At 45.2% G+C, this 12620-nt stretch carries 12 protein-coding genes; 8 read left to right on the top strand and 4 right to left on the bottom strand.

Translation table 11 applies throughout. The features are described 5' to 3' along the window. Window positions 1-93: 93 nt before the first annotated feature. The 3 genes from ACETK5_RS13060 (at window position 94) to ACETK5_RS13050 (ending at window position 5703) form a co-directional block, all read left to right on the top strand. Window positions 94-1176: a peptidylprolyl isomerase gene (locus tag ACETK5_RS13060; protein ID WP_394056054.1), complete on the top strand. Its 1083-nt coding sequence runs from the start codon at window positions 94-96 to the stop codon at window positions 1174-1176. A gap of 81 nt (window positions 1177-1257) precedes the next feature. Further along, window positions 1258-4440 (top strand): discoidin domain-containing protein, encoded by a 3183-nt coding sequence (locus ACETK5_RS13055; RefSeq protein WP_394056053.1) that lies wholly within the window; start codon window positions 1258-1260, stop codon window positions 4438-4440. 261 nt (window positions 4441-4701) lie between these two features. After that, window positions 4702-5703: an alpha/beta hydrolase gene (locus tag ACETK5_RS13050; RefSeq protein ID WP_394056051.1), complete on the top strand. Its 1002-nt coding sequence runs from the start codon at window positions 4702-4704 to the stop codon at window positions 5701-5703. An 86-nt stretch (window positions 5704-5789) separates the two neighbouring features. Here ACETK5_RS13050 and ACETK5_RS13045 read toward each other — a convergent pair whose 3' ends face one another. The 3 genes from ACETK5_RS13045 to ACETK5_RS13035 form a co-directional block, all read right to left on the bottom strand. After that, entirely contained in the window at window positions 5790-6845 is a 1056-nt protein-coding gene (locus ACETK5_RS13045) for a hypothetical protein (RefSeq protein ID WP_394056049.1), read from the bottom strand. After that, entirely contained in the window at window positions 6835-7410 is a 576-nt protein-coding gene (locus ACETK5_RS13040) for a sigma-70 family RNA polymerase sigma factor (RefSeq protein ID WP_326120656.1), read from the bottom strand. Before ACETK5_RS13040 ends, ACETK5_RS13045 begins: the two co-directional genes overlap by 11 nt. Before the next feature lie 293 nt (window positions 7411-7703). Then, on the bottom strand, window positions 7704-7886 hold the full coding sequence (locus tag ACETK5_RS13035) for a DUF2524 domain-containing protein (RefSeq protein ID WP_100536989.1): 183 nt from the start codon (window positions 7884-7886) through the stop codon (window positions 7704-7706). A 353-nt stretch (window positions 7887-8239) separates the two neighbouring features. Here ACETK5_RS13035 and ACETK5_RS13030 point away from each other — a divergent pair, with 353 nt between their 5' ends. From ACETK5_RS13030 to yedF, 3 genes are all read left to right on the top strand, one after another. Next, window positions 8240-8740 carry a DinB family protein gene (locus tag ACETK5_RS13030; RefSeq protein ID WP_326115010.1) on the top strand — a complete coding sequence of 167 codons (501 nt, stop codon included), beginning with the start codon at window positions 8240-8242 and terminating at the stop codon, window positions 8738-8740. A gap of 247 nt (window positions 8741-8987) precedes the next feature. Continuing rightward, entirely contained in the window at window positions 8988-10142 is a 1155-nt protein-coding gene (gene yedE, locus ACETK5_RS13025) for a selenium metabolism membrane protein YedE/FdhT (protein WP_394057424.1), read from the top strand. Beyond that, entirely contained in the window at window positions 10132-10359 is a 228-nt protein-coding gene (gene yedF, locus ACETK5_RS13020) for a sulfurtransferase-like selenium metabolism protein YedF (RefSeq protein ID WP_015735163.1), read from the top strand. The genes yedE and yedF overlap by 11 nt, the downstream gene beginning before the upstream one ends. A gap of 186 nt (window positions 10360-10545) precedes the next feature. Here yedF and ACETK5_RS13015 read toward each other — a convergent pair whose 3' ends face one another. After that, window positions 10546-11667 (bottom strand): DUF4261 domain-containing protein, encoded by a 1122-nt coding sequence (locus ACETK5_RS13015; RefSeq protein WP_394056046.1) that lies wholly within the window; start codon window positions 11665-11667, stop codon window positions 10546-10548. Window positions 11668-11921: 254 nt separating this feature from the next. Here ACETK5_RS13015 and ACETK5_RS13010 point away from each other — a divergent pair, with 254 nt between their 5' ends. Next, window positions 11922-12173, top strand: coding sequence for a hypothetical protein (locus ACETK5_RS13010; RefSeq protein WP_394056044.1), 252 nt, complete (start codon window positions 11922-11924; stop codon window positions 12171-12173). Window positions 12174-12446: 273 nt separating this feature from the next. Continuing rightward, window positions 12447-12617 (top strand): hypothetical protein, encoded by a 171-nt coding sequence (locus ACETK5_RS13005; RefSeq protein ID WP_394056042.1) that lies wholly within the window; start codon window positions 12447-12449, stop codon window positions 12615-12617. Window positions 12618-12620 lie beyond the last annotated feature (3 nt).

Raw genomic sequence — 12620 nt, 5'->3', positions numbered from 1 at the left:
TATGGAAATTATAATGAATTATACATAAATTTGCAGTGGTCTAGGTAGGATCGTGTTCATTAAAAAATCCTAATGACGAAGGTGCTGATGGGTATGATGATACATAAATTTTGCAGTCTGAAATGGCTGTTCCTAGCCGGAATCTTAATCTTGATCATCGCGATTATCATTTTTATCACAAAGCCTGAATTTACACAAACACATCATGAAGACACCTATATCGCGACTGTTGACGGTATAGAGATTCATATAAGCGAATTTCAAAGAGCCATTCAAGCCAATAGAGCTGGAATTATCAACTATTTCCATGAAAAATATGATGCTGCCCAGTCGGCCGCATTTTGGTCCACGCCATACGGAAATGAAATCCCGCTTGAGTTGATCAAAAAGAAGGCGCTGGAAGATAGCATGAATCTTAAAATTCGACAGATCCTTGCCAAAGAGCAAGGAGTGCTTTCCGATATCAGTTACGACGGTTTTGTACACAACTTCAACCTTGAAAACGAGAGAAGGCAAAAAGCAATCAAGAATCATCAGGTTGTTTTTGGACCCGCTCAATATACGGAGGAAACTTATTTTGAATATGTGATGGGAAATACAACCTTATCGGTCAAAAACCAGCTGATGGAACATGACTGGAAGCCGAATGAACAACAGCTGATTACGTTTTACGAGGCGAATAAGAGCCGGCTTTACGATGCCCCTGCAACGGTGAAGGTACGACAATTATCGTTATCCTTTCTTGATGCAAGTCGGAATGTCGATCCACTTCTTAAGACGCAGGAGAAAAAAAAGATGGAGATTGCCAGGGAGAAAATTTCATCCGGGATTTCATTTGAGCAAGCAGCCAAGGACATCAATCAAGCTGACCAGGTTTCGGAGCAGTTATATAACTTGGACAGCTACAGGCACAACGCCAGAAGTCCGGTAGCTCAAGCTTCAGCCAACCTTCGTCCAGGAGAGGTTAGCGAAATTGTTGAAGAGAACGGCCACTTCTATCTAATCCAATGCATGGAGAAAGGTCAGAAGGGTTCCAAGTATCTGGCATTTGACGAAATTCGAGAACAAGTGTTAAAGGACTTTATCGATAACAAATACGAGGAATACATACGTGAGCGGGTAACCGATGCGCAGGTTGTATTGAATGAGGAGCTGTACAGAAAATTCCAAATGTAACCGCCAATTTGGCATTTACATAAATAAAAATGAAAGGAATGAAGTTGATTGCGCCAATCGTTTTTCAAAAAGCTTATCTGTATGGTTTCGATTTTATCTTTCGTTTGCAATTGGGTTACCGTTTCACCGTCGACTGCTTCTGCAGCCGGAACCACTTATTATGTGGACAGCACAGGAGGAGATGACGGGAATAACGGCACAAGTCAAGACGCTGCATGGAGATCGTTAGATAAAGTTAACGCAACTACCTTTGCCCCAGGCGACAAAATCTTGTTTAAAGCTGGGGAGAGCTGGAACGGCAGGCTGTGGCCTAAAGGTTCAGGTTCAAGCGAACATCCGATTATTATCGATATGTACGGTTCCGGTAGCAAACCATTAATCGCAGGGATTACGACCGAACTGGAAGCCGTTTTCTTGAAAAACCAGGAGTACTGGGAAATCAACAACCTGGAGGTGACAAACAGCTCGCCGCTGCCTTTTGATCGAGATTGGGAGAATCCGCGGGGCCAAAGACGGGGTGTTTATATCTTAAATGAGGAAGCAGGTTTATTGAACCACATCCATATCAAAAACATGAACATCCATGATGTTGATGGATCATATACCACACGCTCCGGGGGCATCATTTTTGATTCGGTTGGGTCGACTACACCCAGCGCATTTAACGATATTCTCATTGACGGAAATATACTGACGGATGTGGATGCCTATGGCATTTATATAGGTTCCAACTGTATCTTGCGGTATGGAATGGGTGATTTATGGCCATGGGTACCTAAACCATACGGGCCATGGACGCCGTCTACCCATGTGAAAATATCCAATAATACCGTCATTAGAGCTGCAACAGGCGGGATCGCATGGAATGTCACCGATGGAGCGGTGGTCGAGCGCAACACCGTCCAACAAGCTACGTATCTGGCAACCAATGCTTCCATTTGGTGGGCGTATGCGGACAATAATCTCGTTCAATTCAACGAATCGTTTGCCAGTGTGAACGGCGCGGAAGACGGGCATGGCTTCGACGTGGATGCAGGAAACATCGGTTCGTTGGTTCAGTACAATTACAGTCATGATAACGCTGGCGGCTTCATGCTGTTCGTAAACGACACGTACTACACAATCAATACCATCGTCAGATACAACATAAGCCAAAACGACAGGAAAAGTATATTCCGATACAGCGGATCCATTGATCATGTCTATAACTACAATAATACGATTTACGTAGGAAAATCGTCAGGCAACCCGGTAATGAGCGATTACTTCACCAAGGCTTCGGGTGCTCCGCGCAACATTCATAACTATAATAATGTGTACTACAGCGTCGGTGATAAGGGATGGGACTTGACGGGTCAAACATTTGACTACAATGCATATTACGGAGGAAACACATTGGTGCAGGCCGATGCACATAAAATCACGGACGATCCGAGATTCGTTGATCCTGGAAGCGGTGGCAATGGCATGGGTACGGTGAATGGGTACCAATTGCAAGCGGATTCACCACTCCTAGGGGCAGGCATTCGCATAAAAGATAACGGAGGAAGGGATTATTTCGGCAACCCGTTATATAATGGTGCTCCCGATATCGGTGCCCACGAATACGAGGGCGGTGTGCCACCAGCCGGGAATATGCCAGATCCGATCGTCATCGTTCCGAAACGGCCAGCCAGCACACCTGTTGACAATCTAGCTACGCAGGCTGTTGCAAGTACGACATTTCAAACGTCATCAACAGGACCGGTCGAAAACATTATTGATAATGATTATGACACGGCATGGGAAACCGATGCTGCGCCAGCATTTCCGAACGATATCACGCTCGATTTTGGCAGTCAAACGCTTATGGCCAACCAATTGAAGTTAAATACTAGATACGGAAAAGAAAGGGGGATTACGAACTTTGATCTTGAATACAGCAATGGTTCGGCATGGATTCCCTTACGCACGAACATCAATCTCACTTGGGATCTGAACACGGGCGCGGATGAGATCAAATCCGTGGAATTTCCACTGACTCGATTCTCTCAAATCAGATTGAAGGTCCATGACGGAGCCGGCCAATCGGGGCGAATCGCACTGAACGAACTTGAATTGTATAACAATCCTGAACTGTCCAAAGATATGGTAACCACAACCTTTGCTACAGGAGCAGGCACCATTACTAATATCATCGACAACAATTTGAACTCTGCATGGGGAAGTAGTGGAGATGTGAGTTTTCCTGGTTATATTACCCTTGATTACGGCAATCATAAGGTTCCGGTCAACAAGGTTACATTGGTCACATTTTTCGGAATCGGCCAAGGCATTACAAATTTTGATGTAGAGTATTACGACGGAAGCCGGTGGGTGACGGCATTATCCGACGCATCGGTTGAATGGGAGCTTAACGACAGCACCAAAGAACACCAGAGCGTTTCTTTTCCAACGGTAAACGCCTATAAACTTCGATTAAAGGTTCATGACGGGAATCGGATCTGGGGGAACATTGCGTTAAATGAACTCATCGTTGAGCATATCTCTGATAACGTACCCGTTACTGGAATTATGATTGATAGACCAGAGCTTGTGTTTAATTCCTCTTCCGGCCGCAGCGTAGAGCTCCATGCAACGGTTATGCCTGATCATGCAACCAATAAGAATATGACATGGAGCACGAATCAAGTCCAGGTGGCAACGGTAGACAATCATGGAATCGTAACTGCCGTAGGGGAAGGAAGGGCAGTCATCACGGCCACGACGGACGACGGTGATTTTGAGGCCTCCAGCCATATTACGGTGGATTGGACAGCTCCGGAGATTACGATAAATCAAGTGGTAACATCTGAATTCAACACGGGTGTGTTTCAACCCGAATTTGAAGTGGCAGACACGCTGTCAGGCGTCGACCAAGCAAAAACCGAAGTCATGTTGGATGGAAAAGCACTAACGGATCTAATGGATATTCCTTTATACAAACTTGAGCTGGGTACACATACGTTTACGGTAAAAGCTATGGATGCAGCAGGGAATTCATCGACGCAATCCGTAGATTTTCAAGTAAAAACAAGTTATGCTGCTCTTGAGGAACTGGTTCAACGTTTTGCAGACGAGGGCATAATTAACAACAAAGGGATTGCTAACAGTCTGTTGAAAAAATTGCAAAAACAAAACCTAAGCAGTTTCATTTCAGAAGTCCATGCACAAAAAGGGAATCATATCTCCGCCGAAGCTGCGGAATATTTGTTACGCGATGCAGCGACGCTCCTTAACCCATAGCAGATTTTTTATAGCCGTCATTGTCACATTGCCATTGACAATGCCGTCAGATTCAATAGATTCATAGTAAAATTCCAATTGTCTACTTCGTATTCTCACAGCTACGGCTCATGTGCAAACTTCCTTGCATGTGAGACCGTAGTTTTTTATGCCAGTTCATACTCCGTTCATATTGACGTCACGGGGAGTACATCTTCATTGGTTAAGATTCCATTAGCGGCGTATGGAGGAAGCCTAATAGACAGATCAGGACAGGAGAAGATGAGCGTGACACAAACAGAGAAAATGACGACGAGGAATGGGACGAAATCAAAGAAAGTACGAAGTGTTTTACTTAAAATCATAGGAGCAATCGTTATCGCCATTGTTCTTTTTCTAGGTATTGTTTATATCACCAATGTGATCAGCAGTCATTCCGAGGCGAAACGAATAGAGCCTTACGGCCAGCACGTGTCTGTAGACGGGAAAAATATGAATGTGTTCATTCAAGGCGAAGGTAAGGAAACGATCGTGCTTCTTCCAGGTTATGGAACAGCTGCACCAGCGCTTGATTTTAAGCTGCTCATTGATGAGCTATCTCCATATTACAAAGTTGTGGCGGTTGAGCCTTTCGGTTATGGATTAAGTGATGGAACTGAAAAAGAACGAACCATAGAGAATATCGTAAGTGAAGTTCATGAAGCGCTACAGCAACTTAACATTAACCGATATATGCTCATGGGCCACTCGATTGCAGGCATTTACGGCATTGATTATGTGAACAAATATCCGAATGAGGTCACTGCATTTGTCGGCATCGATAGCAGTGTTCCAACACAACCGGGTATGGATGTTAAATTCCCGTTAAAAACGTTTGCATTTCTTAAAAATTCAGGTCTCCAAAGATTGGCGGTCAAATTTGGTGGCGACCCCTATGCTGACCTCGCATTTGATGATCAAACCGTAGAGCAGATGAAAATGCTGTCGAATAAAAACTCGAATAGTTCCACGATGTTAAGTGAGATGGACCATATTTCTTCCAATTTTAAAGAGGCTCAAGGCTTAACATTCCCTAAAGACCTTCCACTTCTACTCTTTGTACAAGCGGATAATCCAGACTTTCCAACCTGGATTCCGTTGCATGAAGAGCAAGTCAAGGATTCTGACCATGGAAAAGTAATACCACTTGAAGGAGAACATTATCTGCATCATACCAAATTCAAAGAAATTGCTGAAAAATTTAGAGAGTTTATGAAAGAAGTAAAAGGGGAGCCAGCCCTTTAACGAAAATATACGAAGAGAACGGGATTCATATTAAAAAGCCGGGTTTTCCTTCTTTAAGGAATCCGGCTTTTTGTTGGATCAAAAAGTTATTTCTTCGATGGCGTTACTGTTTTGTATTCAATGACTTGCAATACTTTTGGTTCGACAGCTTTTAACATTTGTTCTTTTGAAAGGTTGTTGTTAGGAACTTCGCCATTAGCTTCAGCTTGGATTTGCAAATCAACCTGTGTTTCTGCAATGACATCCACAACTTGCTGCTTCGAGACATGTTTAGTTGCTGCAATCTCCACTACAGATTTACCTTTTGCTAATTCTTGTTTTAATTCGGTTGGATTCATATTAAGTAAAGAAAAGAGTTTATCATCATTTAAAAAGGCGTCTGCAAAATAATCGGGCTTACCATTTGTAGTGAAGAAACCTTCCACTTTACCGTTTGAAGAAGCAGTCTCTCCTCCAATCAGAGAAACACTGATAGAATTACTCTGCACCATAACCTGGTAGAACGGTGTTTTTGATCCCTTTTGGGTGTAATTCAACATCAACGTTTTCTGATCCGGGTTCTCCAATTGCTCCAAAGCAAACTCATACGCTTCGATGTTGCCATACATTTTAACCAAGAGATCATCAACCTTCGATTTGATTTCCCGATCGGTTAAAGCCGTGAGTGGCTTCTCCTTAGGCTCCCAATTCTCTTGAATCACATGTTCAATCTCACCCGTCGTACTGTTTGTATGAAGGGTGATTTTTTTGCCGATTCCCCCTTTTTCCTGGAGAATGATGCTTGTTTGGACACCTTGGACGTTGCTTGCCTCGATAATCTCAAACGATTTGGTTTCAGGAAATGCACGATACAGCTTCTCAAGAGTTGCTTTGCCAACCTCATCCGTCTTGACTTGTTCAGCAGTCATCGGGGTTCTAGTCAGCATTTCAATCAGCGTAGGGGCAGCAAATGCTGCGGTTGGAATCAAAATCGCAGTCGCAACAATTCCAGCTATTAATCGTTTTTTCATAGGTTTCCCGCTCCTTTTTTGTTGCACATATTGTGAATAGGATCGTGCTATTCGGTTGGAAATTGCCGGCGGGCAATCCAACGTCTCTGCTTCTTTGCGCAGATGTTCACGGATATTGCGTTCAATAGTCATTGATCTTTTCCATCCTTTCCGGGGGGAGATTCCATATGTTTTTTCGAAGCGCCTGGATGCCTGCATGATATCTGGACTTGACTGTGCCCAGCGGGATGTCGAGTACGGTCGCGATTTCCTCCAACGTATAGTCGTGAAAAAAGCGGAGGATAATCACCATTCGCTGTTTATCAGTCAGTTTCTGGATGGCCTGCGATATCATTTGATTCGAGCCGTCCATCAACACAGAAGGTTGATCCCAATGCGACTCTTCCCGTGAGAAGGCACGGATGCGTTCAAAAATTCGGAATCTCCGCCAGCGCTTGACCCGAAATCTCTGCACTTGACGGATGACCAAGCCGTGCAGCCAGAAACGGAAAGGTCGATTCGTATCGTAATTGGCAAGCGACGTCCACATTTGCATATAAATCTCATTCATGACATCTTCCCGATCCTGCTGATGATCCACCAGAAAGGAAACGGTCCGGTAGACGTCCTGATAGGTGGCATCGTACATCGTATGAAACGCCTGTTGATCACCATCCTTCATTTGTTTGAGCAATTGGTACATATATTCACTTTGCATTCAGAGGGCCCTCCTGGGTAAGCTTACACACTATATTGTCTCTCTATCAAAAAAAGGTTCGGTTTCATTATTTATTTTTTTCGAGAACGATTCCGTAGGGGGGGGACAACCCGGTTACTTAACTATTATACAGTCCGTCTGTGTATGCGTTTGTTGCGAACCTATATAACCGCGGAGGTTAACCAATCGAAACTAAAAAAAACTCGTATCCTTCACGGATACGGGTTTTTTAAATCATGGAGGGAGTTCATGGCGAGATCATTGCAGATCTCGAAGAGAGATTGGATTGAACGTTAATGGTTAATATCGCATTTGTTCATAATGAAGGAGATTTGATTCTCCAGTCGGTTGAGTTGTTCCTGTGTTTCCTTGTCTTCAGCACCCTGTTCCCGCAGAGCGGTAAGCTCCTGTTTGAGCCGATGGAGATCGTCGCTGGCTTTCGCGCAGTCATAGTCGCTTTCCAGATTGTCGAGCATCATGGTTCCTCCTTGGTTGTATTGTGTGGTTCTTCACTAGTATGGAGGATACTTCCAAACTTATTCATGGCTTCGGTTAAACGAGTTTTTTGCGAATCGCCCCTGAATTCATGTCGGTCAAGGTAATCATGACGATAATCCCGAGCAAATGCAATGAGGGCATAGGGGCGGAAGGCCGTGTATCGGGCTTGGAGGTTTAAAAAATATAACTATGACAATCCTTGTCACTATTAGCAGATAGGATGGAGTTAAGGATGAATTTCTTACATCCAATTTCAATGGGGAGGGAAGATGTAGAATTAACGATTACCATCAAATATTGAACGAGTTTCTTAAGAAGGGATGAACCAATCATGTATATAACCGTTTCAGATTTTATTACAGAATGGAAAAGAGAAGCAGAATTAACACAAAGGGTGTTAGACAGTTTAACGGATGAATCATTACTGCAGCAAGTATACCCAGAAGGCAGGAATCTGGGAAGAATTGCATGGCATTTCGTAACGAATACCCCCGAATACTTGACTGAATTCGGGCTTGTCGTCGATCAGGTACAAGATTCTGCTGAAGTACCCTCCGCGAACCAAATCGCCGAGACTTTTAGAAGAATAAGTTCTGATGTAGAAACAGCTCTTGAACAACAATGGACGGATGAGACTTTAAAACAATTTCAAAATGCCTTTGGACGTCAGGAATCCAATGCTACCATTTTTATGGGATTGATTAAGCACATCGCTCATCATCGAGGACAGGTTACCGTCCTGATGCGTCAAGCGGGATTGAATATCCCTGCGGTATATGGTCCTTCAAAGGAAGGATGGATACAAATGGGAGTAGAAAACCCGCCGCTTTGAACATGAATGAGCTCGGAAAACATGAACATACACGCATAGGAAGTCGCGAATCATCGCGGCTTTTTTTGTTATTACGATGTAAGATCATGAACAAATTTCATCCCCGCATTGAAGTTTTTATAGTAAAATGGAATTTGTGGGTTTTACCATAGATTAGAATCGTGATTTTAGCGGAAGAGGAGTTATTGAGCAAGTGAAAAAGTTATATTCAACATGGTTCGGAAGCTACTGGAGTCCTTATCTCGTTATGGCTCTGGCCGGTATCCTCAGCGCGGTCTACTTCGGAATCACCCATACGGTATGGGCGGTAACCGGTGAGTTTACTCGCCTCGGAGGGCATATTCTGGAATTCATCGGGGTGGATATATCGGATTGGGCGTATTTCGAACTCGTCCATATGGACGGAACGACATGGACGCGGACCGACGGGTGGATCGTATGGGGCATGTTTATCGGAGCCCTCATTACGATTCTGCTGAGCAGCAATTTCAAGATCCGAATGCCGAGACAGAAACGGCGGTACGTTCAAGGATTTGTCGGCGGAATCATCGCGGGCTTTGGAGCCCGGCTGGCTCTGGGCTGCAATCTGGCAGCCTTTTTTACCGGCGTGCCTCAATTCTCCCTTCATTCCTGGATCTTTATCGTTGCTACCGGTGCGGGCACGTTTTTGGGTGCTCGGCTGGTTAACACAAGATGGTGGAAAGGGAAGCCCGTACTCAAAATGGGCGGTACCGTGCCGTCCGTTAAAACGGGTAAGAACCGGCAACCTCTACTAGGGGCTGTGTTAGGTCTTGCGTACATCGCGCTGATCGTATACTTCTATGTAACTGGCCGCACGATGCTGGGGACAGCCGCCCTTTTCGGAGCGGCATTCGGCATCCTGATCGAGCGGGGGCAGATCTGCTTTACTTCCGCTTTCCGCGATCTGTGGATCAGCGGCCGGGCCACGATGACAAAAGCGATTGCCGTCGGTATGGCAGTCAGCTCCGTCGCTACGCTTATCGTAATTCTTGTATACGGTCTGGACCCGATTACAAAAATTGCCGCCCCTAGCACCTTTATCGGCGGATTGCTCTTCGGCCTGGGTATTGTCATGGCCGGCGGTTGCGAAACCGGCATGATGTACCGGCTGATGGAGGGACAAGTTGTCTTTTTACCCGTGTTTATCGGCAACATTATAGGCGCAACCGCTTTGGCATATGCATGGGATCATATGGGAGTATTTAACCTTCTCGTGAAGAGCGGCTCGCCTATTAACCTGATCACCGTCATGGGTCCGGCGGCTGCATTGATTGTTACGCTGCTCGTACTCGGTGGCGGATTCGCTGTCGCCGCATACTGGCAAAAAAACTACCGCTTCGGCGTAGGATTCAAGAAAGGGGATGCAACCCATGTCCGTTGATTTCACATTGGACCTCCGGGGGGAATCTTGTCCATACCCGGTCATCTACACACTCGAAACACTCCGTGATATGAAAAAAGGACAAACGCTTCAGGTCATTTCGGACTGTCCGTCCGCATTTCGCAACGTGCCGGAAGAAGTCGTAAAACACGGCTACACCATGGCACAGGAGCCGGTCAAAAACGGCCAAGAATTCAGCCTGTTTATCCAGGCGTAATGCTATTCTCATAACCGCGAAAAAAGCCTCCCTTCTGACAGGGGGCTTTTTTGTGTGTGGCTGTTCTGCGGCAACCGTAAGCAACAGGGAATGTTACGGTAAGCTTACGGGCTGTGGAGTGTGAAAAGCTCTCCAAGTTAATTGAATGACTTGGGGAGCCTTTTTATTGGAGAAGATCACATGGAATCAGAACTTGATTTTAAGCGTGTCACCATCCAGATAGACACCCTCGGAACGCATAATCGGCAGCTTCTGCTCCGCCGAAAAGCCAATGGTTTCCCCGTCTCTTAGTGTGACGTTCTGTTCAACGATGTATAAAGAAATATCCATAAGGAATTCACGAAGCTCGGCAGGTGTCACCTGGCTGTCCAGCACTTCGATCTCGTCTTTACCAAAGGCTCTGAGCCCATATGTATATCCATTGACTCCGGATTCCGTGCGAACTAGCCCGAAGTATACCAGATTTAACAGCGGAAATAGATCGTCGGATTTCATGGTTTCAGCCATTTCCACAAAGAGCTCAGGCTGAAATACCGTGCCGGATGAATAGAGTCCGACGGCATTAGGCAGCTTCAAACAGCTCGCCGCCAGCTTGGTGTACACCCTGCCGCTATCAAGCGGGGAGGCAGCACGCGAAAACACCGCCAGAATAAGCTGGCTGACATGGGTTTTGGTTACCTCCACAGCCTCTGGCCACAGGTAGTTGCCTTGCGCGTAATGCTCAGCCTCGCCATCCGGTACCGGAGCATCAACGAAGCTGACCGCGATCATGCAGCCGTCTGACTCAAAGACCAGAATTCCTTCTTTTTCCTCTCCGGAGCTGCCATCCTCCGGGGAAGAGGAAATATTCCAATCGTGCAGAAGATTTGCTTTGATCTGTTCCAGGTCGCATTCCGGGGAGTTCAACAGAACGAAGCCATTAAATATCCCGGATGATTCATTGGAATCCAACGTGTTATCCTCTGAAGCTTCCCCTGCCTCATATTGTGCAGCCTGCTTCATCCAATACTCACGAATCATGTTAACCATGGCTACAGCTTCCTGTTCCGCGGTGGAAGGATGATAGGGCTGCATCTCACTGAATACATGTCCACAATGCTCGGTGTCTGACGGACTTTCATAACCGCCGCAAACGCCGACCAGCCATTTGCCAAACAGGGTCTTCTTATATTTGAAAATATAATAATGCATGTCGTGGAGATCAAATTCTCCCGCTAATTCGATTTTGCTGGGCTTATGGCCGAGCTCTTGTTCATTTGCCAGCCATTCGATCATGGAATCCTTAGCTGCTTGTGGTTGAACTGTCATTGTGTTCCTCTCCTTATGTATGTGCGATAGTGTAACTGTTATATTCTACCAACCTTTATGATGTTGGGCAATACTAGAAAAACGCGGATGATTAACCGATGAGGGAACGTTTTTTTGGCTGCGGTATTCTCAAATATAGGCAGGATTGATCCATAACCATATTGAATATTTTTACATGCATACGGAGGAATGGTGGTGGGTAGGTGGAACTTCTAAGGGTTTCATATGAGCAGAAAATAATATTACGTAACCTGATGGAACTCTATCAATACGATATGAGTCCATATGAAGATGAGCGTGAGAATGACGTTAACGAATTTGGCCTGTACGATTATAAGTATTTAGACCATTACTGGACGGAAGAGGGGCGGTATCCTTACCTTGTTATACAATCGGGGAAGCTGGCCGGATTTGTATTGGTGAGAGAAATCAAAACAGCAAGTGATGCAACTCCAAACTATTCCATGGCGGAATTTTTCATCTTGAAAAAATACCGAAAGCAGTAATTGGTAAAGAGGCAGCTTTCAAAGTGTTCGAAATGTTTAAGGGCAATTGGAGTATCGCTTGGTTGGAAAAAAATCTGTCAGCCCAAGCTTTTTGGACAAAAGTCATCTCAGAATACAAGGCCGGCGAATATTCCAATACCATGTTCTCAGGTAACCCTGCAATTGAATTTTATGCATAAGGATTGATGAGAAATCTTTATGATTGAATTTCTTGAACGTCAACCGATGGGAACCTTTGAACTGATTACACCAATCGTAATTTGAGGTGAACTTATGGAGCATCGTTACCCCTGGTTCAGGGTCGCGATGCTCGATACGCCTCTTCGGCATGAATCGGCCATCATGTTTCTGGTGGAGCGTTATCTTTTCCAGAGGAGAAGACAAATGGAAATGAAGAAGTGTCATAAATCCATCCGGGACGGTCGCCTAACCGCCATCCACTGAATA

It is taken from the genome of Paenibacillus ilasis (assembly GCF_043195395.1).
GTDB classification, from domain to species: Bacteria; Bacillota; Bacilli; order Paenibacillales; family Paenibacillaceae; genus Paenibacillus_AQ; species Paenibacillus_AQ lautus.
This window is presented reverse-complemented; position numbering and strand designations above follow the sequence as displayed.

Excerpts from the sequence above, each read along its gene's own strand:
- ACETK5_RS13060 (WP_394056054.1), top strand. The coding sequence starts at position 94 with ATGATGATACATAAATTTTGCAGTCTGAAATGGCTGTTCCTAGCCGGA.
- ACETK5_RS13055 (WP_394056053.1), top strand. The coding sequence starts at position 1,258 with ATGGTTTCGATTTTATCTTTCGTTTGCAATTGGGTTACCGTTTCACCG.
- ACETK5_RS13050 (WP_394056051.1), top strand. The coding sequence starts at position 4,702 with ATGAGCGTGACACAAACAGAGAAAATGACGACGAGGAATGGGACGAAA.
- ACETK5_RS13045 (WP_394056049.1), bottom strand. The coding sequence starts at position 6,845 with ATGACTATTGAACGCAATATCCGTGAACATCTGCGCAAAGAAGCAGAG.
- ACETK5_RS13040 (WP_326120656.1), bottom strand. The coding sequence starts at position 7,410 with ATGCAAAGTGAATATATGTACCAATTGCTCAAACAAATGAAGGATGGT.
- ACETK5_RS13035 (WP_100536989.1), bottom strand. The coding sequence starts at position 7,886 with ATGCTCGACAATCTGGAAAGCGACTATGACTGCGCGAAAGCCAGCGAC.
- ACETK5_RS13030 (WP_326115010.1), top strand. The coding sequence starts at position 8,240 with ATGTATATAACCGTTTCAGATTTTATTACAGAATGGAAAAGAGAAGCA.
- yedE (WP_394057424.1), top strand. The coding sequence starts at position 8,988 with ATGGCTCTGGCCGGTATCCTCAGCGCGGTCTACTTCGGAATCACCCAT.
- yedF (WP_015735163.1), top strand. The coding sequence starts at position 10,132 with ATGTCCGTTGATTTCACATTGGACCTCCGGGGGGAATCTTGTCCATAC.
- ACETK5_RS13015 (WP_394056046.1), bottom strand. The coding sequence starts at position 11,667 with ATGACAGTTCAACCACAAGCAGCTAAGGATTCCATGATCGAATGGCTG.
- ACETK5_RS13010 (WP_394056044.1), top strand. The coding sequence starts at position 11,922 with ATGGAACTCTATCAATACGATATGAGTCCATATGAAGATGAGCGTGAG.
- ACETK5_RS13005 (WP_394056042.1), top strand. The coding sequence starts at position 12,447 with ATGGAGCATCGTTACCCCTGGTTCAGGGTCGCGATGCTCGATACGCCT.